We start from the raw sequence: 25,240 nt of genomic DNA, 5'->3' as shown, positions 1-25,240 counted from the left end.
TGCCCGCTTCATTCTCATGTGCGTCGGGGCATGATAACATAGATTAAATTTTATTCAAGTACGAGGCGGCGGAGCGTTCGGCTTGGGCGGCTGGAGCCGTTCGGAGTTGCCGGGCCGCAGGTAGGCATGATGTGCACAGTCGGGCGCTTGTTGTGCAACTTGTGAACAAGGTACATGGTCGTGAAACAGCCAAAGCGGCAGCCGTGATGCGGCATGAGTTGCGCAAAAACGGCCGTTTGCCACCTTTTGCCGCAGCCCGGCAGAGTTGGTACGGCAGTTGTATTGGAGAAGGTGCCATTGAAAAGAACAGGAGTGTTGTCGGTTCCGGTTCGGTACCGCAACTGGGAGGTAGGGCATGGTGACCAATCATAGAGGGGCCTGTACTGCGAAAGACGGCTTCGGTGCGATGGAGGTGGTGCTGGTCAAGCGGCACCAGCCTGCCGCCGCCGAGCGGATAGCCGTGGTGTTGACCGTGGCCTACGATCCGGATGTCTGGCAACTGCTGAACGAAGAGATGGACCAGATCGCGGCGAACGTGATGAGGGTGAGGACGATGAACAAAGACAATAGGATTCACGTGGACGAAAGCGCACAGCTTTTCGAGAGAAGCCTGGAGCCATTTTTCACACTTATTTCCGCCACCTCCAAGGAGCATGTCATGGACAAGCTCTCGGTCTCGCTGAGAAAGGCGTTGCTGCTCATGGCCATGGAGCGCTACGCATGCAACCGGGAAAAGATGTGCCGCGCCTTGGGTCTGACCAAGGCGAAGCTCGAAAAGGAACTGAAGCTCTGCGGCCTGGTGACCCAGGAGCAGCGCGCGGCATGATTGCCCGGGGCGGGGCCGTTCGGCCCCGCCCTTTCCCTCTCTCCCCGTAGCGCCGGACCACCGGTTTCCCCCGCTGTCGCCTCGCCCGTGCAGACGAAATGCCTTGAATAATGAATACGGATTTGCTAGAGTGCTCCGTCGTTTCCCATTAAAATTTCCAGCCTGGCTGGTGCAAAAAACGGCGCGATTTCGTGCCGTTAATACTTTCTAAGCCTAAGACAGCCCTAGTGCGAGTCGCAGAACCGAGGCCTTATTATGGATGCAGCGCTTGCCCTGATCGGGGAAGATCTGAAAAACGTGGAACTGCAGTTCAAGAAGGATCTGCAGTCGGATGTCCCGCTGATTCGCAAGGTGGGCGAATACGTGCTTTCCAGCGGCGGCAAGAGGATCCGCCCGGCGCTGGTGCTTCTGGCCGCCAAGCTCTGCGGTTACCACGGCAGCCGCAGCGTCCCCTTGGCCAGCGTGGTCGAGTTCATCCATACCGCCACCTTGCTGCACGACGACGTGGTGGACAACGCCAACCTGCGCCGCGGCCTGGCCTCCGCCAACACCCTCTGGGGCAACGAGGCCTCGGTCCTCGTCGGCGACTTCCTCTTTTCCAAGTCCTTCTCGCTCATGGTGGCCGACGGCGACCTGGGCATCCTGAAGGTGCTCGCTGACGCCACCACCATGATCGCCGAAGGCGAGGTGCTGCAACTGGTCTGCACCAGCGACCTGGAGATCACCGTGGAGCGCTACATCGAGGTGGTGCGCAGCAAGACCGCCATCCTGCTGTCGGCCGCCTGCGAGGTCGGCGCTATCCTGGGCGGCGTGGCACCGGAGCTCAAGCAGGCGGTCGCCGACTACGGCATGGACCTCGGGATTGCCTTCCAGCTCATGGACGACACCCTGGACTACACCGCCAGCGAGGAGCAGTTCGGCAAGAGCATCGGCCACGACCTCGAGGAAGGGAAGATCACGCTGCCGCTGATTCATACCCTGAAGCTTTGCAGCGACGAGGAACGCGACTTCATCGCCTCGGTGGTGGAGAAGGACCTGCTCTCGGACGAGGACTTCGCCCAGGTGCTGGCCCTGGTGCAACGTTACGGTGGCATCGAGCACACCGTCGCCTCCGCCAGCGACCACGTCGCCCTGTGCAAGAGGCACCTGGAGCAGTTCCCCCCCTCCGCCGCGCGGGACGCCCTCGCCGAGCTGGCCGACTACGTGGTGACTCGGTCCAAGTAGTCCCCCGGGGCGCCGCCATTTAACTGCGTTCGCGTCAATTTTTCGGGAAAGAACAGGATTTTGTCGCGTCGTCTCATCCTTAATGAGCCCCGGTTGTTCGGGGCTCATTTGTTTTTATTCAAGCGGAATTGGGGCTTTCCGCATTCGACAGGTTTGCCTGTCCCAACTCCCATTTCCTTGGTGCAGTTCTTGCTGCCATCTCCCCGTCTTCATATTCAGTGTTATGTTCCGGGGGGAGATGTGGACGAAGAGATGCTGTTGCACTCGTCTGAATTGGAAGTGAACGGAGAGGTTTTCAGCATAAACATCTTCTGCAGCGCCGCCGGGCGCTTCTTCGCCAAGACCTGTCTGGGCGAGGACGACTTCATCATCACCGACGGCCCCTCGCTGCCGGAGACCTTGAAACGGCACGAAGACCTGCTGCCTCTAGCCGTCGGCACCCGCGAACTGACCCAGAGCTACTTCGGCGGCCCCCGCCGGCCCCGGGCGCGTCGCCCCTAGCTGAAAGGTCCGTGCCAGTAGTATCCCCGCCTGTCACAGCGTCCCGGGCGGAACCTGGCGCCGCTCGTACGAGCAGCGTCGCCGTCCCCTTTTTCCTCGCTGCCCCGCTTTCCCCGCCCGACTTCCCCAACCCTCTTGTCCCCGCCCCAAGTCATTTTGTTTTCTCATGTGACTTCCACTGCCACTCTTCGACCGACTGACGCAGCGTCCCGCACCACCACGGGCTTCCGTGACCACCGCCACGTCGAAGCGGTGCCGCTAGAGTAGGCTCATTATAAAAAGGGTTGCCCTCGCTCCTCAAATCGGTTAAAAATTGAGCTGTCTCCTTACTCGACCTCTTATATTCTCATCCGGGAAACCATGCCCCCAAAGATACTGATCATAGATGACGACAGCTCGCTGCGGCGCGTGCTCGAGTACAACCTGCAGCAGGAGGGGTACGACGTCTACACCGCCGCCGACGGCGCCGCCGGGTTGCAGCTTTTCGAGGAAAAGTCCCCTCAGCTGGTCATCACCGACTTGAAGATGCCGGGGATGACCGGGTTCGAGGTGCTCTCTTCGGTCAAGGAGCGCGCCCCCTCCACCGTGGTCATCGTCTTGACCGCCTTCGGCGCCATCGACACCGCCGTCGAGGCCATGAAGCTGGGCGCCTTCCATTACCTCACCAAGCCGTTCAACAGGGAAGAGCTCAAGGTTACCGTGCTGAAGGGGCTCCAGTTGCAGGGGCTCTCCGAGGAGAACCGCCTGCTCAAGGAGGAACTCTCCGGCCGCTCCGAGTTCAAGAGCATCGTCGGGACCTCGCGCGCCATGGAAGGGGTCTTCTCGGTGGTGCGCAAGGTGGCGGACACCGAGGCGACGGTGCTGATCACCGGGGAGTCCGGGACCGGCAAGGAGCTGGTGGCCCGCGCCATCCACTCCGGGAGTTCGCGCCGCGCCGCCCCGTTCATTGCGGTCAACTGCGCCGCCATTCCCCGCGACCTTCTGGAAAGCGAGCTCTTCGGCCACGTCAAGGGGGCCTTCACCGGCGCCATCCGCGACAAGGAAGGAAAGTTCCAGCTGGCGGACGGCGGCACCATCTTCCTCGATGAGGTGGGCGACCTGCCGATCGAACTGCAGCCGAAGCTGCTGCGGGTGTTGCAGGAGCGGGTGGTCGAGCCGGTGGGGGGGACCTCGCTGCAGAAGATCGACCTCAGGGTGGTGGCCGCGACAAACGCCGACCTCGAGCGCTGGATCGCCGAGGGGAAGTTCCGCGAGGACCTCTACTACCGGCTCTCGGTGATCCCGATCCAGCTCCCGCCGCTGCGCGAGCGGGTGGAGGATGTGCCGCTTTTGATCCGCTACTTCTGCACCAAGTTCGGCGCCGAAGGGGTGAGCTTCACCAAGGAGGCGCTGGCGAGGCTCAAGGAATATGCCTGGCCGGGGAACGTGCGCGAGTTGGAGAACACGGTGGAGCGCCTGCTCATCATGCGTGAGGGGGACCTGGTCGGGGTGGACGAGCTGCCCGCCAAGATCTCCGCGGCGGCGCCCCCGCCCGAGGGGGGAGTGCTGAGGCTTCCCGCCGCCGGCTATTCGCTGGAGCAGCTCGAGATGGAGGTGGTCCTGGAGGCGCTCAACCGCTGCGACTGGAACCAGACCGCCGCCGCGCGCTTTCTGCGCATCCCGCGCCACACGCTCATTTACCGCATGGAAAAATACAACATCTCGCAACCGGGGAGGAAATAATGAAACGTTTGATCGCTGCCGTGCTGCTGGTAGCCGCGCTGGCCGCCACGGGGTGCACCAAGAAGCAGGCCGAACTGCCCGCGGTCGAGGGGAACGCCGCCCCGGATTTCACGCTGAAGGACCTCTCCGGCAAGCCGGTGCAGCTTTCCACCTTGAAGGGTAAACTGGTGCTGGTCAATTTCTGGGCCACCTGGTGCCCCCCGTGCCGCGAGGAGATCCCGTCCATGGTGAAGTTAAACCAGGCCATGCAGGGGAAAAACTTCCAGATGCTTGCCATCTCCATCGACGAGGGGGGCAAGGCCGCCGTCGAGGACTTCTTCAAGCGCGGCCGCGTGACGCTCCCCGCCCTGCTCGACACCGACGGCCAGGTTTCCAGGCGCTACGGCACCACCGGCGTCCCGGAGACTTTCGTGGTCGATCCCCAGGGTATCATCAGGAAAAAGGTGGTGGGTGGGCTGGACTGGAGCCACCCCGAGGTGATCCAGGCACTGCAGCAATTGATGACCGCCAAGTGATCCCGTTCGTCTGCCCCTGAAGTTGCGGGGCGCTAACTGTCAAACGCCAGGAGGAAATGATGGAAACGCACAATATCAGCATGATCGGCGCTTTCGTGGCGGGGCTGCTGTCGTTTCTCTCCCCCTGCGTGCTGCCGCTCATCCCGTCCTACATCACCTACATCACCGGGCTCTCCTTCGCCGACCTGAACGCCGAGCACACAAGCCACAAGGTCCGGCAGCAGACCATTATCCATTCCCTGCTCTTCATCGCCGGCTTCACCTGCGTCTTCGTGCTGCTGGGGGCCTCGGCCACGCTGGTGGGGGACTTCCTGCACGAACACAAGACCGCCATCCGGCGCGTCGGCGGGGTGTTGATCGTCATCTTCGGCATCCACGTCTCGGGGCTCTTCGACATCACCATGCTGCTGGGAGAGAAGAAGCTGACCCTGCATAGAAAGCCCGCCGGCTACCTGGGGAGCTTTGTGGTGGGGGTGGTCTTCGCCGCCGGCTGGACCCCCTGCATCGGGCCCATCCTGGCCACCATCCTGGCGGTCGCCGCCACGGAAGGGCGCGGGGTCTGGCTCCTGTTGTCCTACTCGATGGGGCTCGCCATCCCGTTCTTCATCGCAGCACTCGCGCTGCACCAGTTCCTGATCTTCTTTCGCCGCTTCAAACGGCACATCCGCCTCTTCGAGATCATCACGGGCGCCTTCATGGTCATAATTGGCATCCTGATCTTCACCAACTCCATGGTGGTGATCAGCCGCTACACGAGCGCCTGGTTCGGCGAGTGACGGCAGCCCTCACCATCCAACTCTGCGTTTCCGACCTGATGACCACCGAGGCCTTCTACGCCGGCATCCTCGGGCTGCCGCTGCAGCGCCCGATCACGACGCCGGGCGCGCCGGAGCACCTGCTCTTGGAGACGGAGGACTTCCAGTTCATTTTCGTGGAGGATCTGGCGGTGGCGCAGTTGCACCCCATCCTGCAGGCGCGCCTGGAGGGGTTCCCGCGCGGGGTGGGGATGACGCTGCATCTGGTGGTGGAGGGGATTGAGGATATCTACCAGGAGCTTATGGAAGAGGATCTGGAGATTCTCTACCCGCTGGAGCGGAAGCCGTACGGGACCTGGGAGCTTTGGTGCTTCGATCCCGACGGCTACCTGGTGGTCTTGGAGGAACCGGTCGCCTGACCGGCTAGGGGGCGCTGATGGTGAACAGGGCGCTCTCCTCGCCGTTTTGGTTCACCACCTGCAGGGTGATCTCCTTCGGGGTCGGGTCGTACGGGAACCTCAGGTAGGTCAACTGACCGCACCCGCCGTACACGAGCTGCTCCCTCTCGCCCACCAACTGCTTCCCTGTCGTCAATCTCTTGCCGTCCACCACCAGGAACGAGCTCTGCTGGAAGTTCCTGCCGCTCACGATCAGCTCGTAATAGTTCACGAATTCCCTCCCCACCGACACGCTGGCAATCTCCGGCTTGGCGTCGATGAAGAGCGCCAGCGCGCTGGAGGTCGCCTCCGACGGTGTCCGCACCTGTACCTGGTGCATCCCCGCGGGGAGGGTCGGCGTGGTGAAGGCCAGCATGACCGGGGAGATGAAGCGGGTGGTGACCACGGCGCCGTCCAAAATGACGCGGGAGCCGTTGCGGAAGTTGGCGCCGTTCACGAGCACCTCGCGGTCACGTCCGGTGGCGCAGCTGGTGATCGTGTCGGGGATGAGGGAAGCGGCGATCGGCTTCTGCGCCTGGAGCACGAAGTTGAAGGGGCGGGTGGTGGCGCCGTCTTCGCGCTTCAGGGTGAGGGCGTAGGCGCCCGGCGGGAGATCGGGGAGCTCGAAGGTCATGATGCGCCCCCCCACGACCTGGGCCGGGAGTTCCCGGCTCCCCAGCATGACGCTGGTGGCGGAGTTGAACCCGGTGCCGTTCAGGGTCACCGTGGTGCCCGGCTCCCCCTGGGCGGGAAGGATGCTGAGGACGCTCAGCGTCGCCTGTCGGCCCGCCTCGGGAACCGGCGGGGGCGTGACCTGGGCCGGCGCCATCGCGGCACACAGGAGCATCAGCATGAGGGCTATGGTGAGGTTGCGGATCATGGTTTCTTCCTCCCTAAAAGATTCATTCAATATCAGCAGCGTGAAGGCCGAGCCATTTTCGGCCCGCGCCCGTCAGTTGTCAATGGTAAGAGCGAGCCATCCCCCCGCAGCGAGGAAGATGAAGTTGGTGGCCCAGGCGGCGACCATGGGGGGGAGCAGACCGACCTGCCCCACCGAGATGATCACCGAGTTGATGATCACGTAGAGAAAACCTACCCCGATGGAAAGCCCCACCCCGAAGGCGATGCCGCTCGACCTCCCGCCGCGCAGCGCGAAGGGGATCCCCAGAAAGGCCATGACGGCGCAGCCGAAGGGGAGCGAGATCCTGCTGTGGAACTGGGTGATGTAGCGGGTGGCGTCGTAGCCGCCGGCCTGGATCTTCTTGCAGTAGCGGCTGAGCTGCCGGAGGGTCATGCTGTCCGAATACTTCCCCAGCACCTTCAGGTCGGCCGGCTTCAGTTTCAGGGGGAGTGCCAGTTCCGGGTACTTCTTGGTCCCGACGACCTCGCCCTCGCGGAAGTCGCGCACCGTGACCTCCTTGAAGGTCCATCCCCCCGCCCCCAGTTGCCCAAGCGTTGCATCCGCCCGCCTGAGCGGCAACCCGGTCTTTGGCTGCACCTCCCAGAGCGTGACCCCCTTGAGCTGGTTCTGGCTCGGCTCGAACAGGCTTGCCCGCAGCACGGTCTCCCCCTCCCGGTACCAGATGTTGTGCTGCCGGAAGTACATGGAGGGGCTCTTTTTCTGGATCAGCACCTCCTGGATGTAGAGGCGCTGGGCGTAGGTCTTGGGGATCACGAACTCGCCCAGCATCAGGACCATCAGGCTCATCAGGAGCGAGATGCCGAGGATGGGGGCGCTGATTCGGACCAGGCTGACGCCGCAACTGCGCATGGCGGTCAACTCGGAGCTGAGCGAGAAGGCGCCCAGGGTGAGCAGGGTCGCCATGAGCACGGCCAAGGGAGCCGAATCGTTGACCATCTCCGGTATCTTGGTGATGAAGAACAGGGCCAAGTGTTGCCAGGAGGCGCCCGAGCGGGTGAAGCGGCCGATCTTTTCCATGAAGTCGACCACGAGGTAGATGGTGACGAAGGAGCCCAGGCAAAGACCCAGCATCCTCAGGTACGCCTTGGCCACATAGCGGGTCAGAATCCTCATCCCTTGGCCCCCTTCCGGGTCAGCGCCCGCACCGCTTCCTTCACGCGCTGGTACAGCGCGGTCAGCGGCAGCGGTTCCTCCGCCGCAGTCTTCATGAACAGGTATCCCCCGCCCAACAGGAACAGCAGGTTGGGCCCCCAGCCGGAGATTACCGGCGGCAGGATCCCTTTCTCGCCGAGCGTGTCGAAGCCGGAGAGGACAATGTAGTAGCAGAGGATCACGGCGATGCTGAGCGAGAAGCCGGACGCCTTGCCCGAGCGGCGGTTCTGGATCCCCAGCGGCACCCCGACGAAGGTGAACACGATGCAGGAGAAGGGGAGTGCGAGCCTGCTGTGCAGCTCCTGGCGGCGCAAGCGCGCCTCCTTCTTAGGTGTCCCGGCAGGCGGGTGCCGCAGTTCCTCCATGGTCATCTCGCTGGTCTTCTTGGGCCCCTTGGGCGCCGGGTCGGTCAGGGCCACCCGCAGGATGTACTCCTGGAACTGGACCATGCGGTAGCCGGCACCGGCCTCGTTGCGGTGGATCGAGCCGTTTTTGAGCTGGAATTCCATGGAGCGGTTGCGCCGGTCGGAGAAAAGCGTGCCGGTGGCCGCGAAGACGGTGGTGGGGGCCTTGGGGTCGCGCTCGTCGTGGACGATCACTCCGGTCATGCTCTCCCCCTTGGGGGAGAGGCCGTCGGCGTAGATGACCATGTCGGGAAAGGCGTTGTTGAACACCTTCTCCTTGATGGAGACGCCGGCGCTGCTCTGGGCGATGTCCAGCATCAGCTTCTTGAACGAGCTGTTGCCCCACGGGACGGCGTACACCTGAACCCACAGGCAAGCCAGGCTGGCCAGCACAGAGAACAGCAGCGGCGGAGGGAACAGACCGTACAGGCTGATGCCGCAGCTCTTCATGGCGGTCACCTCGCTGTCGCCGGAGAGGCGTCCGAAGGCGAGCAGTATGGAGAGGAGCAGGGCCATGGGGATGGTGAAGAGCCAGAAGGAGGGGAGCAGGTAGCTCACCATGCGCACCACGTCGGCGAAAGGAACCCCCTTCTCGACCACCATCTCGGCCAGCTTCAGAAAACGCCCCATCAGCAGCACCAGGGTGAAGGTCACCATGCCTACCAGGAAAGGGGGCGGTATCTCGTTGAAAATGTAGCGGTACAGGGTCTTTTTCATGAACGGCCAATCTTACATGAGATGGCCGGCGAAGTAAAGGAGGGACACGGTCAACTACTTCTTGACCTCGGTTTTCATTTTGGGTACAAAGGGGGCATGGAAAACAAGGACATCATCAGGAAAGCCCTGCTGTTTTCGGGCCTGGAAGAGGAGTACCTGGCCGAATTGGCCGAGATCGCAGTGCGGCGCCCCTTCGCCAAGGGGGAGACGCTGTTTACCGAGGGGGAGAAGGCGGAAGGGTTCTACCTGCTCGCCTCCGGGGCGCTGAAGCTCTGCAAGATCTCCCCCGACGGTCGCGAGAAGGTGCTGCACATGGTACACCCGGTGGAGACCTTCGCCGAGGCCGCCTTCTTCGGGGACGGCAAGTATCCGGCCGAAGCGCGCGGAGTGGAGCGGGGGGAGGTGCTCTTCTTCCCGCGCGGCTCGTTCATGGGGCTTTTGGAGCGCAACCCGCGCTTCTCCATGAACCTGATCGCCTCGCTCTCCCTTTTGCTGCGGCGCTTCGCCCGGCAGATCGAGGAACTCTCCTTCGCCGACGCCCCCTCCCGGCTCGCCTCGTACCTCCTGGACTTGGCCGCTCGCAAGAGCACCAGCTACCAGGGGAAGACCTACCTCGAGCTGGACATGCGCAAAGGCGAGCTCGCCTCGCGCCTGGGCACGGTCAGCGAGACCCTCTCCCGCACCTTCAAGAAGATGAAGGACGAGGGGGTCATCGAACTGGACGGCAACAAGATCACCATCATGCAGATGGAGAAGCTGAAGATGATCGCCGGGAAGTAGGCCTTCCGCAGTACCCATCATGCCGCACAGTAGGGCCCCCGGTTAGACCGCGGGGCCCTTTGCGTTAATGCAACGTCACATCCTTTTTGCCCCGCTCCATTCCCCGCTTTCGTGCTCCTCAGGGAGCCGTGCTGCCCCAGCCCTTGCACCGCCTGTGCCTCAGCGGTGGCGCACCGGTCGCGCAAAGGATTGAAACTAAATTATTAATTAATATTTTCCATTAAAATATCCAATTGCACTTGCTATGGCTGCAGCGGCTGCTATACTTTTTGCCGTGTCGTCCTGTCCTGTCATATACATGTGGTGCACCCGGAGGGAGCTTGGATTGGGAATGCTGTTGGAGTAGGGATCAGATCGAGCCCGAGAATTGCCCGTACATAGGCGAAGGGGAAGAGGACCTCCTGGTTTCCCAGCGCCGCAGGATCGTGGAGAAGTGCGTTGAGTGCCCCCGCTTCAAGAACGACCTGGCCCGCATGAAGGGCTCGGGTTACCCGCTTTCGGACGTACTCCCGTACATACTGACCGAGTTCCAGGAACAAAAGGCCCAGATGGGGGCCATGCTGAGTTTCCTGAACAGCAAAACGCGCGAGATCAAGTTCCTGCGCGAGGTGGGGCTCGTGCTGCAGACCTCGCTGGACCTGGACGAGGTCCTCTCCATCGCCATGACGGCCATCACGGCCGGCAAGGGGTTCGGCATGAACCGCGCCTTCCTGCTCATGACCGACAAGGACCGGCGCCACATCCGCGGTTATCTCGGGGTGGGCCCCAAGGACTACGAGGAGGCCTGGCGCACCTGGGAGGACATCGGCCGCAGCAACTTCACCCTGAGGCAGCTGGCGCGCGATTTCCAAAAGACCAAGCTCACCTCCGAGAAGGTGAAGTTCCACGACATCCTGAACCAGCTCACGGTCCCCCTTTCCGACCAGGGGCACATCTTCAACCGGGCGCTCACCGGCAAGAAGCCGATCCTGGTGGAGAACGCGCTCAACAACCCGGACCTGGACCGGGGGCTGGCCCGCATCCTCGGGGTCGATACCTTCCTGGTCATGCCGCTCATCTCCAGGAACCGCCGCATCGGCGTCATCATTGCCGACAACTGCATCACCCACAAGCCGATCACCCTGCAGGACATGCAGTCGCTGGAGACCTTCGCCTTTCCGGTCGCCTTCGCCCTCGAGCGCGCCTCCCTGTACGAGCGGCTCCAGGAGGAGGTGGCCAAGCAGAAGGCCGCCAACGTGAAGCTGCGCGAACAGCAGGAATTGATCGTGAAGATGGAGAAGATGGCCCTGGTGGGCAAGATCACCTCCAGCATCGCCCACTCCATCAGAAACCCGCTCATGGTGATCGGCGGCTTCGCCCGGACCCTTTTGAAGGGCACCCCGGATGGGGACGAGAAGCGCGGCTACCTGGAATCGATCGTGCGCGAGACCCGGCAGTTGGAGGACGTGCTGAGCGAGGTGCTCGACTATTCGAAATCCCTGTTTCCGGTTACCGACTTCTGGGACCTGAACGAACTGGTGGGGAAGGCGACGGGGGAACTGGAGGGGCCGCTGGAACAGGCTGGGGTGCACTGCCGCCTGGAGCTCGCCGCGGAACTCCCCATGGTGCGCATCGACTACAAGCAGATCAGCTACTGCCTGAAGACCATCACTACCACGGCGCTCTCCGCCATGGAGCCGGGGGGGGAGCTGCGCATCGAGAGCGTCTTGGACGGGGACGGGGTGCTGCTGCGCATCAGCGACGACGGCAAGCCGCTCACCCAGACCGCCCAGGAGGCGCTCATCGCCCCCTTCTTTCAGACCCAGGAACTCGGCGAGGGGGTGGGGCTGTCCCTGTGCAAGTCCATCCTGGAGCGGCAGGGGAACTCTTTGACCATAATAAGCCGCCCCGGGGGCGGCAACACCTATAGCATCAGGCTTTTGACCAGAAAGGAGAACATCTGAGATGGCGAAACTGTTGGTGGTAGATGACGAGGCGAACATCAGGCTGCTGTACTCGCAGGAGTTGAGCGACGAGGGGTACCAGGTGGTGACCGCGGGGAGCGCCCTGGAGGCAGTTGAGAAACTGGAGGCGGAGAGCTTCGACCTCGCCGTGATCGACATCAAGCTGAAGAACGAGAGCGGCATCGAGCTGTTGCAGCGCATCGTGAAGGAGCGCCACACCATCCCGGTGATCCTGTGCACCGCCTTTTCCTGCTACAAGGACGACTTCTCGGCCTGGCTTGCCGACGGTTATGTGGTGAAGTCGAGCGACATGCAGGAGCTCAAAGACGAGATCGCCCGGGTCCTCGCCAAGAGGCAGCGGGGCGCGTTCGTCTAGAAAGCAGACAAAGATTAAGATAAAGATTTAGTCCGGCCACGATCGGAGGCCGCGTTCCGCGTCCCGGTATGAGGAGCCTCTGAATTCCCTGTCTTAGTCACAATCTTTATCTCAATCTCGATCTTGATCTCAATCTAATCCTCGGAGGCTGCACCTATGAAGGCCGTGATTATGGCGGGTGGCTTTGGTACCCGCATGCAACCGCTCACCTGCAACATCCCCAAGCCGATGGTTCCGCTCATGAACCGTCCCATCATGCTGCACATCGTGGAACTGCTGAAGAAGCACGGCATCACCGACCTAGTCATGCTGCTGTACCACCAGCCCAGCGTGATCAAGAACTTCTTCCGCGACGGCGCCGACCTGGGCGTCAGGATCACCTACGTGACCCCCTTGGAGGACATGGGGACCGCCGGGGCGGTCAAGTGCGCCGAGAAGTTCCTGGACGAGCGCTTCCTGATCATCAGCGGCGACCTCCTGACCGACTTCAACCTGCAGAAGGTGATCGATTTCCACGAGAGCAACAAGGCGCTGGCCACCATCACCCTCACCTCGGTGAAGGACCCCCTGCAGTTCGGTGTGGTGATCACGGACAAGGAGAAGCGCATCACCCAGTTCCTGGAGAAGCCGGGGTGGGGCGAGGTGATCTCCGACACCATCAACACCGGCATCTACGTCCTCGAGCCGGAGATCTTCAAGTTCATCCCGGAGGGGGAGAACTTCGACTTCTCCCAGGACCTCTTCCCGCTTCTTTTGAAGAAGAAGTCGGCCCTGTTCGGCTTCCCGGTCAAGGGGTACTGGAGGGATATCGGCAACACCGATTCCTACCGCGAGGCGCACCACGACATCCTCAAGGGGAAGGTGGGGGTCAAGGTGGACGAGCCGCGCCGCGAGATGGCCGGCGTCGATCTCCGGGTCGGCGTGGACGTGCGGCTCGGCGAGGGGACCGTGGTGGAAGGGACCGTCGTGGTGGGGGACAACTCCCAGATCCAGGGGGGCGCCGAGATCAAGGACTCCGTCATCGGCCGCAACTGCATCATCGAGCCGGGCGCCAAGCTCACCCGGGCCGTGGTTTGGGACAACGTCTACATCAAGAAGAGCGCCAAGATCAACGACTGCGTCATCTGCAACAACGTGAGCGTCGGACCCGCGACCGTGATGGAAGAGGGTGGGGTGGTGGCCGACGACACCGCCATCGGCGAGGAGAGCTACATCAAGCGCGACGTGAAAATCTGGCCCCGAAAGCTGATCGAGGCCGGCTCCACCGTCACCGGCAACCTGATCTGGGGCGAGCGCTGGAAAAAGTCCCTCTTCGAGGGGGAGATGATCAAGGGGCTCACCAATATCGAGCTCACCCCGGAGTTCGTGGCGAAATTGGGCTGCGCCTACGGTACCTCGCTCCCTAAGGGGAGCCACGTCCTGGTCGGACGCGACACGACCCTCTCCTCGCGCATGTTGAAGCGGAGCTTCCTGGGCGGGATCCTCTCCGCCGGGGTCAACGTGCGCGACATCAGGATGGTGTCGCTTCCCATCCTGCGCTACAAGCTGCGCACCTTCGGCGAGGTCGGGGGCGTGCACTTCCGCCAGTCGCTCGAGGACCCGGCCACCACCGAGATCGTCTTTCTCGACGCCGACGGCCTCGACTTCTCCTCCGCCATGGGCAAGAACATCGAGCGCATCTTCTACAAGGAGAACTTCCGGCGCGCGCACCACATGGAGCCGGGGGGGATCACCGAACTGCCGCAGGTGATGGACTTCTACCGCGAAGGGTTCTTCCGTGGGCTCGACCAGCAGCTGATCAGGGGTGCCAAGGCCAAGGTGGTGATTGACTTCAATCACTCCCCGGCGGGTCAGATCCTCCCCCAGATCCTGAACGACCTGGGGTGCGAGGTGATCGGGCTCAACACCTACCTGGACGAACAGCGAGGCTCGAAGACGGTGGACGAGAAGCCCAACTCACTGCAGCAGCTGGCCAAGATCGTGATGACGCTGGAGGCGCGCGCCGGCTTCTGGCTCGACCCGACCGTCGAGGAAGTGGTGCTGGTGGACGAGACCGGCAAGATCTACCCGCCCGAGGAGTTCCTCGCGCTCATGACCACCCTCATGCTGAAAAGCGGCGTGAGGGGCGCCTTCGCGGTCCCGGTGTCGGCCCCCTCGGTGATCGAGGAGATCGCCCAGGAGAATGGCTCATCGGTGCGCCGCACCAAGAGCGCGGACCGCGCCATGATCGAGGCGGCCATCTCTCCCGAGGTGGTCATGGCCGGCTCCATGAACGGGCGCTTCGCCTTCCCGAAGTTCCAGGCGGCCTTCGACGGCATGTTCACCGTCGCCAAGACCATCGAACTCTCCAGTTCGACCGGGGTGCCGCTGTCGCGGGTCTTGAAGGAGGTTCCCAAGAGCTCCTTCCTGCAAGGGAAGGTCCCCTGCGTCTGGGAGAAGAAGGGGGGCATCATGCGCAAGATGAGCGAGGACAGCCTGGACAAGGAGGCTTCCTTCATCGACGGCATCAAGGTCTCCTTCGGCAACGATTGGGTGCTGGTGCTCCCCGACCAGTACCAGCCGGTGGTGCACGTGGTGGCCGAGGCCAAGGATGCGAGGGCGTCGCAGCGGCTCCTGGATGAGTACATGCAGAAGGTGGAACGCTGGAAAAAGGAGCTCGCCCAGTAAGAGGCGCCGCGGCTTGCGCCGCATCAAGGGGATAGGATGAGCGAACCACTGTACCTCACGCTGCTTTGGCACATGCACCAGCCCTTCTACAAGGACCCGGTCCGGGGGGAGTACCTGCTCCCCTGGGTCTACCTCCATGCGGTGAAGGACTACTATGACATGCCCGCCATCGTCGCGGACAGCCCCGGCGCCAAGGTCGTGTTCAACCTGGTTCCCTCGCTCTTGGAGCAGATCCTCGACTATGCCTCCGGCGAGGCGGTCGACCCGTACCTGAGCCTCGCGCGCAAGGCCCCGGCCGAATTGGACTCATCCGAGCGGCTCTTTCTCCTGGAGAACTTCTTCTCGGCCAACAAGCGGCGCATGATCGAGCCCTACCCGCGCTACCTGGAGCTGTACCGGATGGCGGGGGACGGGGTCCCGGGGACGGTCGCCTCCCGGGCGCCGCTCTTCACGGAGCGGGACCTCCTCGACCTGCAAGTCTGGTTCTATCTTGCCTGGACCGGTGAGGCGGCCCGGCGCCGCTTCCCGCTCTTCGGGGAGCTGATCCGCAAGGGGAGGGGGTTCGACGCCGCCGACAAGGCGCTGCTCTTCGACACCCAGCGTGAGCTGATCTCCGAGATCGTCCCGCTGTACCGCCGGCTGCACCAGGAAGGGAAGGTCGAGCTTTCGGTGACCCCCTATTTCCACCCGATCCTGCCGCTTCTGTGCGACTCCCGCATCGCGCAGGTGGCGCTTCCTGGCGCTAACCTCCCCAAGATCGACATCCGCTACCCGGAGGACGCGCGCGGACAGGTGGCCCACGGCATCGAGAGCTTCGAGAAGCTGTTCGGCTTCAGGCCGCGCGGCATGTGGCCCGCCGAGGGGTCGGTGAGCGACGAGGCGCTCGAGATCATGGCCCAGGAGGGGCTGCGCTGGACCGCCTCCGACGAGCGGGTGCTGGGGCAGACCCTGCCCGGCGGGCTCGACGGGGAGCGGGAAGCGCTCTACCACCCGTACCTGTTCCAGCAGGGGGGGGAGGAGATCGCCCTCTTCTTCCGGGACCAGGTGCTCTCGGACCAGATCGGCTTCACCTATTCGCAGTGGGAGGCGGAGCGGGCAGTCGCCGATTTCGTCGGGCGGGTGAAGGCGATCCGGCAGCAGTGCCGCGCCCCCCGGGTGATCTCGGTGATCCTCGACGGGGAGAACGCCTGGGAGCATTACCACGACAACGGGCTCCCCTTCCTCTCCAGGCTCTATGGCGCGCTGGCGCAGATGCCGGGAGTCGAGCCCGCCACCTTCTCCGAGGTCCTGGAGCGGGTCCCGGAGCGGCGGGTGCTGCGGCACGTGCATCCCGGCTCCTGGATCAACGCCGACTACGGCATCTGGATCGGGCATCCCGAGGAGAACCTGGGGTGGGAGTACCTTGCCAAGGCGAGGCAGGCTGCGGTGCGCAACAGCGCGGAGGTGGCCCAGCTCCTGTCCGGGGGGACCAGCAGCGACGAGGCGGCCCGGCGCGCCTGCAAGGCCCTTTATGCCGCGCAGGGGAGCGACTGGTTCTGGTGGTACGGCGACGACCACTTCTCCCCCCACTCGGGCAGTTTCGACCTGTTGTTCCGCAGCCACCTGATCAACGTCTACCAGGTGCTGGCGTTGGATATCCCCGTCGAGCTGCACGAGCCGATCAAGAAGCAGCGTCCCGCCGGCCTGGTGCGGGGGCCGGCACGGCTGATCACCCCCTCCCTGGGCGCCGCGGGCGAGGACTACTTCGAGTGGCTCTCCGCCGGCCTCTACGATCTGACCAGGCAAGGTGGGGCGATGCATGCCGCGGAGCCCCCCCTGCAGTCCTTCTTCTACGGCTACGACCACGAGTACTTCTATTTCCGGATCGACGGGGTGCAGCCGCTGGAAAAGCTGCTGCAGCCGGGTGACCGGTTGGCGCTGCACCTGGCGGGGGCGGGGGAGTACCGCATCGAGATGCAGCCCGGAGAAGGCGAGGGCGAGCTGCAGCTTTTGAAGGAGGGGAGGTGGCAACCTTCCGGCGGGGTGGCGCGCTACTGGGTTGGCCGCAGCGCACAACTGCGCATACCGCTCCCGGCCCTGCGTCTGGACGCCGGGGACCGGCTCTGCTGTTACCTTACCCACTCCCGCGGGGCGAACCTGCTTGGCCGCTGGCCGACCGAGGCGCCGCTCGCCTTGGCCTACGCGGGGCCCTGTCTCGGCATGGAGCCGGGGGCACTCAAGGAGCTTTCCCCCTTGGAGTCGAAGCCATCTTAAATTTTTCTTTTACAAAAAAACTTTACCCGGGGGCAGTCTTAATCTAGAATATGCCTATAATTCCAGGGTGTTAGAGGTTTTACATGAAGATTTTGTTTGTTGCGTCGGAGGTTACTCCCTTCGCCAAGACCGGAGGTCTGGCGGATGTTGCCAGCGCGCTCCCGAAGACACTGAAGACGCTTGGTCATGACGTGAGGATCATGATGCCCTTTTACTCGGTGGTCGAGAAGGGGGGGGTGGCGGTCCGCAAGGGGCGCAAAAGCGCCTCGGTAATGGTGGACGGCGTCGAGAAGAAAGGGTTCCTGCGCCAGGCTTCGCTCGGGGAGATCCCGGTTTACCTGATCGAGAACAAGGAATACTTCGCCCGCGAGGAGCTCTACGGCACCCCGAGCGGCGACTATCCCGACAACGCCCAGCGCTTCTCCTTCTTCTGCCGCTGCGTGCTGGAGCTTTTGAAGAAGATGGACTTCCGGCCGGACATCATCCACTGCCACGACTGGCAGACCGCGCTGATCCCGCATTACCTGAAGCACGAGAGGAAGAATGATCCCTTCTTCGCCAGGACCGGGGTCATCTTCACCATCCACAACCTCGCCTACCAGGGGCTCTTCCCCAAGGAGGAGCTCGCCACCATGGGGCTCTCCAAGGAGTGCTTCAACATCGACGGGCTGGAGTTCTACGGCAAGGTGAACCTCCTGAAGGGTGGCATCCTGAGTGCCGACTTGGTAACCACGGTTTCCGAGGCCTACTGCCGCGAGATCCGGACGCCTGAGATGGGGTGCGGCCTGCACGGGGTGCTGCAGACCAGGAAGGAAGACCTGGTCGGCATCCTGAACGGGCTCGACTACGAGGAATGGAACCCGGCCATGGACCGGGAGATCATGAAGAACTACAGCCATGCCTCCCTCTCGGGGAAGATGGTCGACAAGATCGGGCTGCAGCGGCTCATGGGCCTCGCCAGCGCGCCGGAGATCCCGGTTTTCGGCATGGTGTCGCGCATGGTGGCGCAAAAGGGGTTCGATCTCATCGCGGAACTGTTGCCGATGATCGCCAAGGCCCCGATGCAACTGGTGCTTTTGGGCAACGGCGAGGAACGCTACCTGAAGGCCTTCAACGACATCAAGGCCGCCGGCGCCCGCAACATCTCCTTCACCAGCGGCTTCGATCATTCGCTGGCGCCCAAGATCTATGCCGGCAGCGACATGTTCCTGATGCCTTCCTTCTTTGAGCCGTGCGGGCTGGGGCAGCTGATCGCCATGCGTTACGGGACGGTTCCGGTGGTGCGCAGAACCGGAGGGCTCGCCGACAGCGTCTTCGACCCCCGGGATAACGACAAGGCACCCAACGGCTTCGTCTTCGACGAGTACAGCGCAGAGGCGCTTTGGGAGGCTATCAACCGGTCCCTGACCGCCTACCAGGACAAGGCGTTCTGGAAGAAGGTGATGCGCCGCGGCATGAGCAGCGATTATTCCTGGCAGAACTCGGTGCACAAGTATCTGGAACTGTATCGCAAGGCCCTGCTGCGCAAGGGAGGGGAGGCGTAACCTGTGGAACACGAAGATCTCGATGAACTGGCCGGTGAGATCCGGAAACTTATCGAAAGCAACAAGGAATTTCTGAAGCGCGTCGTCGACGAGGACTACGACGACGATGAAGAGGCGGACGGCGAAGAGGAGACTCCGGAGGATCCCGAGGATTATGAGGAGTTGTAAGTAAAGCCGATCCTGAGTGAAATGAAAAAGGCGGCGCCGGGAATTGATCCTGGGCGCCGCCTTTTTGTTTGTGTCACTTGCGGAAGCTGCCTTGGTCCCCCTGCCCCTTGCGGGAGGGGGCTAGGGGGTGGGGGACGGTGCCCCCACTACTTCGCGGCAGGCTGTTCCGGCACGATGTCCCCCGAAGTGATCGGGGCCGGGCCTGCCGTTGCCGGCGCGGTTGCCGGAGCCGCTGCCGGCTGGGGAGCCGGTGCCGCCGGTGCTGCTGCCTGGGGTGTCGCCGGGGCAAGGGCAGGGGTGGCCGGTGCGGCAGGGGCCGCGGGCGGAGTGTAGTAAACCGGGGCGCTCGCCGGAGCGGGCGGCGTCTCCTTTTCCTTCTCTTTACTGAAGAGCGGCTTGTAGGTCTTCAACAGCGCCAGCATCTCGTCGAACTGCTTCACGTACAGGGTGGAAACGTCGGGGCCGTTGGGGACCGAGGAGGGCTCGCTTTTGGCGAAGGCCGCGTTCACGCCCGCCACCGTCTTGAACTTCACGTCGACCTTCTCGGTCAGGTTCGCCGCCGCCTCGTCGAAGTCAGGGTACTGCAGCGACAGGAACATCGGGTAGGACGGGACGTCGCGCCGGAAGTTCGGGTACTCCCAGATGGTGTTCCCCTCGCGGTCCAGCATCACCGCGGACAGGGAGAGGTAGTTGTAATCGGTCTCCAGGTAGGAAAGGAAGTTGCTGGAATAGACCTTGGCCGGTTTGGTGAGGCCGCTCACCGTCACGAAGAGGACCGCGTCCAGGCCATTGTCGGTCATGAGCTGTTTCAGGTCGTCCTTCTTGAAGAAGTACTTGTTGTAGATGATGCGGGCGTCGTCGCGTCTCTCGCGGTTCCAGACCAGGGTGGTGAAGAGCCGGTCGGGGTCCGCGCTCACCGGGCGCACGGCGTAGAAGATGCCGGTGCTCCTGATCCTCGCCACCAGTTCTTTCTCGTTTTTCAGGTTGTAGGCCCGCACGATGGAGAGGATGGCCGCCTTGTCCGGGTGACGGATGTCGCTGTCGGGGTCGGCGAAGAAGGGGGCTACGCCGATGGTGCGCACCTTCTTCTCCAGGGTTTCCTGGGGGATGTTGTAGTAGTTGTGGGCGCAGCCGAAAAGTGCTCCGGTAACCACCATGAGCAGGGCAAGTCTGAACAAGATCCTCATCTGTTGACGCCTCCTGTAAAGAATTCTAACTCTCCGCCGTCTTATATCAGAAGCTTGGCCGGAGCGCTACAGCTTATTGTTCCCCTTCCAGCATGATGAAGCCCACCTGCCTGCCGGTGTCGCCTTCGTCGCGGCGGTAGGAGAAGAACAGTTCCTGGTTGCAGCTGACGCAATGCTCGCCCACCTGGATCTGGTCGGCGGCAACGCCGGCGTCCAGGAGCAGCTGGCGGTTCGCCTTGCCCAGGTCGAGCATCCACTTACCTTCGCCCTGCGCGGTGGCGCAGAGGTCCCAGGCCATGCCGGCCTGCTTGAAGGCGTCGCGCACCGGGGCGTCCACCTCGTAGCAGCAGGCGCCGATATGGGGACCGATCGCGGCGCGGATGTCCTTCTTGGCGCAGCCAAACAGGTTCACCAGCGCCTCCACGCCCTTGGCGGCGATGTTGCCCGCGGTTCCCTGCCACCCCGCGTGCAGCGCGGCGACCACTTTCTGCACCGGGTCGTGCAGCAGGATGGGGGCGCAGTCGGCGACGCAGACGGCGATCATGATGCCGGGCTGGTTGGTGACGATGCCGTCGCACTCGAGCTTCAGGAAGTGGGACAGTTCCGGGTTGGGCGCGTCGATTACCAGTAGGTCGGTGCCGTGCACCTGGCTCACGGTGAGGAAGCGGTCCAGCGTGGCCCCCAGGCTGCGGGCCAGCAGGCTACGGTTCCCCTCCACGTTGTGCGAGGAGTCCAGGGTGTTGCTACCGAGGTTCAGCGAGTTGTACGGGGGACGCGACACACCTTCGTGGCGCGTGGTGAAGCCGGCGACGGCGCCGCCAGCGGTAAGCCGCGGCTTCAGGTACTGGATCTTTCCTGCTTTCTGCATTTCCATGTATGACACCTCTTGTTATGTATATGAGTAACTGGCGGGCACGTGCGCCGGAAGGCCAAAAGGGAGGTTTCGCCAGCCCCTAGCCCCCAGCCCCTAGTCCCTGTTTTTCTCTTCCAAATAGGCGATGATGCCCGCCATGTCGGGGGGAAGTTCGGTGTCGAACTCGAGGTACGCGCCGGTGACCGGGTGGAGGAACCCAAGGGTCTTCGCGTGCAGCGCCTGGCGCCCCATCGTTTTGATCATCTGCTTGAGGACCGGGTCCTTCAACTGGGCCAGACGGCTGCCGCCGCCGTAGACCTCGTCCGCCAAAAGCGGGTGCCCCGCCTCAGAGAGGTGCACCCTGATCTGGTGGGTGCGCCCGGTCTCCAACTTCAGGCGCACGAGAGTGACACCCGGATAGCGCGCCTCGACGCGCCAGTGGGTGATGGCGTTCTTGCCGTGCCGCGCCTTGCCCGACATCTTCTTGCGCTCCACCGGGTGGCGTCCGATCACGCTCTCGATGCGTCCCCGATCCTCCTTGGGGCTGCCGTACACCAGCGCGAGGTAGATCCGCTTGATGCTGTGCACCTTGAACTGATCGGCGAGGCCGTTGTGGGCCCGGTCGCTCTTGGCGATCACCAGGGTCCCCGAGGTGTCCTTGTCGATGCGGTGCACGATGCCCGGTCGCAGCTCCCCGCCGATTCCCGAGAGGTCCTTGCAGTGGGCGAGGAGCGCGTTAACCAGCGTCCCCTCGGGGTTGCCGGCCCCGGGATGGACCACCATGCCCGCGCCTTTGTTCACGACGATGACGTCGCCGTCTTCGTAGAGGACCTCGAGCGGGATCTCCTCCGGTTGCGGTTGGGCGGGCACCGGCGGCGGGATGGTTACCGTGACCGCTTCACCCCCCTTGAGCCTCAGGGAGGGTTTTTGCGGCTGGCCGTTCACCGTGGCCTGGCCGGTTTCGATGAGCCTTAGTGCGGCGGATCGGGTGATTTCAGGGACGCTGCGGGCGATGAAGCTGTCCAGACGCTCGGGATCGGCGTCGCAGGGGAAGGTGAGTTCAATCGGTTCCATCTACGTTGGTTTCTCCTGGGAGTTGACTCCCGTAAAAAAAGCGCGGGCGCGTTTCTGAATGGAAGCGCGCCCGGGACCTGTCAGTGTTGAAGTTGTACTGCTACCAGATGTTGGATTCGATCTTTCCTGCCCGTTTGATCAATACGTCCACCACGGCGATATCGAAGATATTGGACTGCGCCAGTTCTTTACTTACCCGGGACTCGAAGTGGTCACGGCCTTCAGTCAGTTGATCGTTGAGGATCTCGAAGATGTTGTCTTCCTTGATCCCCTGCTCAACCTTCTCACGGTTGTAAAGGGCTACGTCCGATACGATGGCCCTGGCCAGCCTTCTGGCCTGATCCTGGTTTTCTATGAGACTCATCGAACACTCCCTGGCGGTCAAATATCAGGGGACACTATACGCAGTTTTGCGTCAAGATTCTATCTTAATTTTAAGGCAAAATAGATGTTGGCGTTTCCGCGCCTCACCAGGAGCGCCACCGCACCCCGGTTGTTGGCATCCTTCATCGCCTTTTGGTACTCCGCGAGGTTACGTACCTTCTTCTGGTTCACCGAGACGATTACGTCGCCGCGCTGGATGCCGCTCTCCTCGGCGATGCCGCCAGGCTCGAGGTCGCTCACCACGACGCCGGTGACGCCGCGCCGCCGCATCTCGGGACCGAGCTCCTCGACCGAGAGCCCGAGCAGCCCCGCCTCCCGCTCCGGTCGTTGCATCTGCGACTGCGCAGGAGCGCTGTCGGCCGGTGCCGTGGTCACGGACGCCTTGATCTCATTGCCGTCGCGGTACAGCGTGATCTCCACCTTCTTGCCGATGGCGGTCTCTCCGACCAGGCGCTGCAGTTGGCGCACGTCCTTGACGCTTTCGCCGTTGAAGCCGGTGATGATGTCTCCCTGCATGATGCCGGCCTTGGCGGCCGGGCCGCCGGGGACCACATCGTTGACCAGCGCGCCGCCGGCCTTGGGAAGGCCGAAGGATTTGGCCATCTCCTCGGTTACCGACTGGATTGAGACGCCGAGCCAGCCGCGGCTTACGTTCCCCTTGCTGATCAGTTGGGTCACCACCTGCTTGGCCATGTTGACGGGAATTGCGAACCCGATCCCCTGTCCGGCGGCGACGATGGCGGTGTTGATGCCGATCACCTCGCCGTAGATGTTGAGCAGCGGCCCTCCGGAGTTGCCGGGATTGATGGACGCGTCGGTCTGGATGAAGTCCTCGTAGGTTTCGATCCCCATGTTGGAGCGGCCGGTGGCCGATATCACGCCGACGGTCACGGTGCGGTCCAGGCCAAAGGGGTTGCCGATGGCGACGGCCCACTGTCCCACCTGCAGTTTGCTGGAATCGCCAAGGACGGCGGCCGGCAGCGGTTCCTTGGCGCTGATTTTGATGACGGCGATGTCGGTTTTTGGGTCGGAACCGATGACCTTGCCGGTGTAGACACTTTCGTTGGAGAGCTTGACCTGGATCGTTTCCGCATCCCTGACCACGTGGTCGTTGGTGACGATGTACCCTTCCTGGTTCAGGATGAAGCCGGAGCCGAGGCTGCTCTCCCTGCGGTACTGCGGACGGCCGGAGTCCCCGAAGAAATCCTCGAAGAAGGGTGAGCCCTCGAAGAAGGGCCGGACCAGCTTCTTCTTGCCGATGGTGGAGATGTTCACTACAGAAGGAGTGACCTTCTTCACCAGGGTGGTGAATGCTTGTTGCGTATTTAGTATGTCTTTGGGGACTTCCTGTACCGGGGCTGGTACAGATTCTTTGCGATCGGACTCATACAGCAGTGCGCCTTCTTTCTTTTTGCATGAAGATAACATAGTGGAGAGGATCAGGAAGACAACGAACAATCGGACGCTTTTCATTTGTCGCTCCTTGAAATGAAAGGCTTAGCGGGAGGAAAAAGGGTAGCCAAAAACCAGATTGATGTCAACCCCTTCGGCAGATTCAGTGCCTGTGTCATGGTAATGTAAATACCCCTTGACGGCAGATGGGTATTTGCATATATATCAAGCAACGGGGGTGCTGCGTGCAAGAGAAGATCAAGCAGGAAATAAGAGAGATGAAGCTGGGTGAGAAGGTGCGTGGACTGCGCCAGGAACAACGGCTCACCCTCCAGGCCCTGGCTGACATGACCGGGTTGTCCAAGCCGCTCCTGTCGCAGATCGAGAACGACCAGGTCACCCCCCCCATCGCGACCCTGCTGAAGATCGCCAAGGGGCTGAAGGTGGGCATCCACTACTTCTTCGAGGAGGCGGGTGACCGTCAGAAGTTCATGCTGACCCGCGGCGATCAGTCTCCGCTGGGCAGCCAGCGCCGTCCCGGCAAGGACGCCGTGCAGCAGGGGTACATGTACAAGCCGCTGGCGCCCGGCATGCGCCAGAAGAAAGTGGAGCCTTTCCTGATCGAGTTCGAACAGCGCGATTGGGACACCAGCCTCTTCTATAGTCATGAAGGGGTCGAGTTTCTCTATTTGCTCGACGGCGAGTTGGAGTTCCACTACGCCGACGAGGTCATGCGGCTCTACCCGGGTGACAGCATCTACTATGAATCCTCCGAGCCCCATGGGTATGTCTCGGTCGGCGAAGTTCGGGCCCGTGCCGTCGCGGTCCTCTATACCAAGGGCTAGGCCCTTACCTCCTTCTTCTCTTCTTGAGCTATAAAGCGTAACCTGCAGCGGCCGGCGCACTGGCTTTCGACGCTGGCGCTTGAGGTTACGCTTTTTTAAGTTTGACAACACAGCACCCGGCGGCTAGTATTTATCTCTGTCTCCCCTCCTCTTGTGACAACCAGATACATCCTGCATCGCTCCCTCTTCCACGTGCGCCGTATCTACTCACTGCTGTCTGCCAGTCCGATGTTGCCTGCTGAGTATCGTAGGGTGCAATCAGGGGGGCAGGGGATGGTTAAAGAATTTTACTCATTAAATCGTTGACGGTGGGGAAGCTCTTTGTTATAAACGTCGACTCCGCAGCAAGACGCGGCGTTCTTTGCAACCAAATAGAGCCGGCAGGGAGAAGGGCCACAGTAGCACCTAGCGGTGTTCTGACAGCCTTTCGGGTGCGATCCACAGATCAAGCCACTGCAAAATGCCTCGAAAGTTTTTTGAAAGAAAATCTTGACAGGCTGATCCGGTTCAGGTAGGGTGCTAAGTCTGTCGCAAACGGCGGCTTGGTCTTTGAAAACTAAATAGTAGACGAAACAGCAATTGCGAGTTTCAAAAAATGT

Annotated in this window: 23 protein-coding genes; 15 read left to right on the top strand and 8 right to left on the bottom strand. The window is 62.4% G+C overall.

Going from position 1 to position 25,240, the window contains the following annotated elements:
- Positions 1–355: 355 nt before the first annotated feature.
- The 7 genes from JFN90_RS20005 (at position 356) to JFN90_RS19975 (ending at position 5,962) form a co-directional block, all read left to right on the top strand.
- Positions 356–826, top strand: coding sequence for a hypothetical protein (locus JFN90_RS20005; protein WP_199396893.1), 471 nt, complete (start codon positions 356–358; stop codon positions 824–826).
- Positions 827–1,081: 255 nt separating this feature from the next.
- Positions 1,082–2,050 (top strand): polyprenyl synthetase family protein, encoded by a 969-nt coding sequence (locus JFN90_RS20000; protein ID WP_199396892.1) that lies wholly within the window; start codon positions 1,082–1,084, stop codon positions 2,048–2,050.
- Positions 2,051–2,290: 240 nt separating this feature from the next.
- Positions 2,291–2,551 (top strand): hypothetical protein, encoded by a 261-nt coding sequence (locus JFN90_RS19995; RefSeq protein ID WP_328755916.1) that lies wholly within the window; start codon positions 2,291–2,293, stop codon positions 2,549–2,551.
- A gap of 360 nt (positions 2,552–2,911) precedes the next feature.
- Entirely contained in the window at positions 2,912–4,273 is a 1,362-nt protein-coding gene (locus tag JFN90_RS19990; RefSeq protein ID WP_199396891.1) for a sigma-54-dependent transcriptional regulator, read from the top strand.
- Positions 4,273–4,788 carry a TlpA disulfide reductase family protein gene (locus JFN90_RS19985; protein ID WP_199396890.1) on the top strand — a complete coding sequence of 172 codons (516 nt, stop codon included), beginning with the start codon at positions 4,273–4,275 and terminating at the stop codon, positions 4,786–4,788. The genes JFN90_RS19990 and JFN90_RS19985 overlap by 1 nt, the downstream gene beginning before the upstream one ends.
- 59 nt (positions 4,789–4,847) lie before the next feature.
- The gene (locus tag JFN90_RS19980) at positions 4,848–5,564 is read left to right on the top strand and encodes a cytochrome c biogenesis CcdA family protein (protein WP_199396889.1); all 717 of its coding nucleotides are present in this window, start codon (positions 4,848–4,850) and stop codon (positions 5,562–5,564) included.
- Positions 5,561–5,962, top strand: coding sequence for a VOC family protein (locus JFN90_RS19975; RefSeq protein ID WP_199396888.1), 402 nt, complete (start codon positions 5,561–5,563; stop codon positions 5,960–5,962). The genes JFN90_RS19980 and JFN90_RS19975 overlap by 4 nt, the downstream gene beginning before the upstream one ends.
- A gap of 4 nt (positions 5,963–5,966) precedes the next feature.
- On the opposite strand, the gene JFN90_RS19970 is transcribed toward JFN90_RS19975, so the two are convergent.
- The 3 genes from JFN90_RS19970 to lptF all read right to left on the bottom strand — a co-directional run bounded on the left by JFN90_RS19970 (position 5,967) and on the right by lptF (position 9,175).
- Positions 5,967–6,860 (bottom strand): IPT/TIG domain-containing protein, encoded by an 894-nt coding sequence (locus JFN90_RS19970; protein WP_199396887.1) that lies wholly within the window; start codon positions 6,858–6,860, stop codon positions 5,967–5,969.
- 72 nt (positions 6,861–6,932) lie between these two features.
- Complete coding sequence (lptG, locus tag JFN90_RS19965; RefSeq protein WP_199396886.1) at positions 6,933–8,015, bottom strand: LPS export ABC transporter permease LptG; 1,083 nt, start codon at positions 8,013–8,015, stop codon at positions 6,933–6,935.
- Positions 8,012–9,175, bottom strand: a complete 1,164-nt coding sequence (gene lptF, locus JFN90_RS19960) for an LPS export ABC transporter permease LptF (RefSeq protein ID WP_199396885.1) — start codon at positions 9,173–9,175, stop codon at positions 8,012–8,014. The genes lptG and lptF overlap by 4 nt, the downstream gene beginning before the upstream one ends.
- Positions 9,176–9,271: 96 nt before the next feature.
- On the opposite strand from lptF, the gene JFN90_RS19955 reads away from it, so the two are divergent.
- The 7 genes from JFN90_RS19955 (at position 9,272) to JFN90_RS19925 (ending at position 18,906) form a co-directional block, all read left to right on the top strand.
- Positions 9,272–9,955, top strand: a complete 684-nt coding sequence (locus JFN90_RS19955) for a Crp/Fnr family transcriptional regulator (protein ID WP_199396884.1) — start codon at positions 9,272–9,274, stop codon at positions 9,953–9,955.
- Positions 9,956–10,275: 320 nt separating this feature from the next.
- A complete protein-coding gene (locus JFN90_RS19950; RefSeq protein ID WP_199396883.1) occupies positions 10,276–11,898 on the top strand; it encodes a sensor histidine kinase in 1,623 nt (540 codons plus the stop codon).
- Between the two features lies 1 nt (position 11,899).
- Complete coding sequence (locus tag JFN90_RS19945; RefSeq protein ID WP_199396882.1) at positions 11,900–12,274, top strand: response regulator; 375 nt, start codon at positions 11,900–11,902, stop codon at positions 12,272–12,274.
- Positions 12,275–12,430: 156 nt separating this feature from the next.
- Positions 12,431–14,941 carry a mannose-1-phosphate guanyltransferase gene (locus JFN90_RS19940; RefSeq protein WP_199396881.1) on the top strand — a complete coding sequence of 837 codons (2,511 nt, stop codon included), beginning with the start codon at positions 12,431–12,433 and terminating at the stop codon, positions 14,939–14,941.
- 36 nt (positions 14,942–14,977) lie between these two features.
- A complete protein-coding gene (locus tag JFN90_RS19935) occupies positions 14,978–17,194 on the top strand; it encodes a glycoside hydrolase family 57 protein (RefSeq protein ID WP_199396880.1) in 2,217 nt (738 codons plus the stop codon).
- Between the two features lie 83 nt (positions 17,195–17,277).
- Positions 17,278–18,738 (top strand): glycogen synthase GlgA, encoded by a 1,461-nt coding sequence (gene glgA, locus JFN90_RS19930; protein ID WP_199396879.1) that lies wholly within the window; start codon positions 17,278–17,280, stop codon positions 18,736–18,738.
- Positions 18,739–18,741: 3 nt separating this feature from the next.
- Complete coding sequence (locus JFN90_RS19925; RefSeq protein ID WP_199396878.1) at positions 18,742–18,906, top strand: hypothetical protein; 165 nt, start codon at positions 18,742–18,744, stop codon at positions 18,904–18,906.
- Between the two features lie 146 nt (positions 18,907–19,052).
- On the opposite strand, the gene JFN90_RS19920 is transcribed toward JFN90_RS19925, so the two are convergent.
- The 5 genes from JFN90_RS19920 to JFN90_RS19900 all read right to left on the bottom strand — a co-directional run bounded on the left by JFN90_RS19920 (position 19,053) and on the right by JFN90_RS19900 (position 23,877).
- The gene (locus tag JFN90_RS19920; protein WP_199396877.1) at positions 19,053–20,093 is read right to left on the bottom strand and encodes a hypothetical protein; all 1,041 of its coding nucleotides are present in this window, start codon (positions 20,091–20,093) and stop codon (positions 19,053–19,055) included.
- A 73-nt stretch (positions 20,094–20,166) separates the two neighbouring features.
- Positions 20,167–20,967, bottom strand: coding sequence for a peptidoglycan editing factor PgeF (pgeF, locus tag JFN90_RS19915; RefSeq protein ID WP_199396876.1), 801 nt, complete (start codon positions 20,965–20,967; stop codon positions 20,167–20,169).
- Positions 20,968–21,060: 93 nt separating this feature from the next.
- Complete coding sequence (locus tag JFN90_RS19910; RefSeq protein ID WP_199396875.1) at positions 21,061–22,020, bottom strand: RluA family pseudouridine synthase; 960 nt, start codon at positions 22,018–22,020, stop codon at positions 21,061–21,063.
- A gap of 100 nt (positions 22,021–22,120) precedes the next feature.
- The gene (locus JFN90_RS19905) at positions 22,121–22,384 is read right to left on the bottom strand and encodes a hypothetical protein (protein ID WP_199396874.1); all 264 of its coding nucleotides are present in this window, start codon (positions 22,382–22,384) and stop codon (positions 22,121–22,123) included.
- A 59-nt stretch (positions 22,385–22,443) separates the two neighbouring features.
- Positions 22,444–23,877 carry a DegQ family serine endoprotease gene (locus tag JFN90_RS19900; protein ID WP_199396873.1) on the bottom strand — a complete coding sequence of 478 codons (1,434 nt, stop codon included), beginning with the start codon at positions 23,875–23,877 and terminating at the stop codon, positions 22,444–22,446.
- Between the two features lie 164 nt (positions 23,878–24,041).
- On the opposite strand from JFN90_RS19900, the gene JFN90_RS19895 reads away from it, so the two are divergent.
- On the top strand, positions 24,042–24,641 hold the full coding sequence (locus JFN90_RS19895) for a helix-turn-helix domain-containing protein (protein WP_328755904.1): 600 nt from the start codon (positions 24,042–24,044) through the stop codon (positions 24,639–24,641).
- Positions 24,642–25,240: the final 599 nt, after the last annotated feature.

It is taken from the genome of Geomonas propionica (assembly GCF_016458235.1).
Taxonomy (GTDB): Bacteria; Desulfobacterota; Desulfuromonadia; order Geobacterales; family Geobacteraceae; genus Geomonas; species Geomonas propionica.
The sequence above is the reverse complement of the archived record's forward strand: the minus strand, read 5'-3'. Positions and strand labels throughout refer to the sequence as shown.

What these genes read in the sequence shown, in the direction of transcription:
- JFN90_RS19910 (WP_199396875.1), bottom strand. Translation starts at nt 22,020, where the DNA reads ATGGAACCGATTGAACTCACCTTCCCCTGCGACGCCGATCCCGAGCGT.
- JFN90_RS19985 (WP_199396890.1), top strand. Translation starts at nt 4,273, where the DNA reads ATGAAACGTTTGATCGCTGCCGTGCTGCTGGTAGCCGCGCTGGCCGCC.
- lptF (WP_199396885.1), bottom strand. Translation starts at nt 9,175, where the DNA reads ATGAAAAAGACCCTGTACCGCTACATTTTCAACGAGATACCGCCCCCT.
- JFN90_RS19990 (WP_199396891.1), top strand. Translation starts at nt 2,912, where the DNA reads ATGCCCCCAAAGATACTGATCATAGATGACGACAGCTCGCTGCGGCGC.
- JFN90_RS19955 (WP_199396884.1), top strand. Translation starts at nt 9,272, where the DNA reads ATGGAAAACAAGGACATCATCAGGAAAGCCCTGCTGTTTTCGGGCCTG.
- JFN90_RS19935 (WP_199396880.1), top strand. Translation starts at nt 14,978, where the DNA reads ATGAGCGAACCACTGTACCTCACGCTGCTTTGGCACATGCACCAGCCC.
- JFN90_RS20005 (WP_199396893.1), top strand. Translation starts at nt 356, where the DNA reads ATGGTGACCAATCATAGAGGGGCCTGTACTGCGAAAGACGGCTTCGGT.
- JFN90_RS19945 (WP_199396882.1), top strand. Translation starts at nt 11,900, where the DNA reads ATGGCGAAACTGTTGGTGGTAGATGACGAGGCGAACATCAGGCTGCTG.
- JFN90_RS19970 (WP_199396887.1), bottom strand. Translation starts at nt 6,860, where the DNA reads ATGATCCGCAACCTCACCATAGCCCTCATGCTGATGCTCCTGTGTGCC.
- glgA (WP_199396879.1), top strand. Translation starts at nt 17,278, where the DNA reads ATGAAGATTTTGTTTGTTGCGTCGGAGGTTACTCCCTTCGCCAAGACC.
- lptG (WP_199396886.1), bottom strand. Translation starts at nt 8,015, where the DNA reads ATGAGGATTCTGACCCGCTATGTGGCCAAGGCGTACCTGAGGATGCTG.
- JFN90_RS19905 (WP_199396874.1), bottom strand. Translation starts at nt 22,384, where the DNA reads ATGAGTCTCATAGAAAACCAGGATCAGGCCAGAAGGCTGGCCAGGGCC.
- JFN90_RS19900 (WP_199396873.1), bottom strand. Translation starts at nt 23,877, where the DNA reads ATGAAAAGCGTCCGATTGTTCGTTGTCTTCCTGATCCTCTCCACTATG.
- JFN90_RS19940 (WP_199396881.1), top strand. Translation starts at nt 12,431, where the DNA reads ATGAAGGCCGTGATTATGGCGGGTGGCTTTGGTACCCGCATGCAACCG.
- JFN90_RS20000 (WP_199396892.1), top strand. Translation starts at nt 1,082, where the DNA reads ATGGATGCAGCGCTTGCCCTGATCGGGGAAGATCTGAAAAACGTGGAA.
- JFN90_RS19920 (WP_199396877.1), bottom strand. Translation starts at nt 20,093, where the DNA reads ATGAGGATCTTGTTCAGACTTGCCCTGCTCATGGTGGTTACCGGAGCA.
- pgeF (WP_199396876.1), bottom strand. Translation starts at nt 20,967, where the DNA reads ATGGAAATGCAGAAAGCAGGAAAGATCCAGTACCTGAAGCCGCGGCTT.
- JFN90_RS19980 (WP_199396889.1), top strand. Translation starts at nt 4,848, where the DNA reads ATGGAAACGCACAATATCAGCATGATCGGCGCTTTCGTGGCGGGGCTG.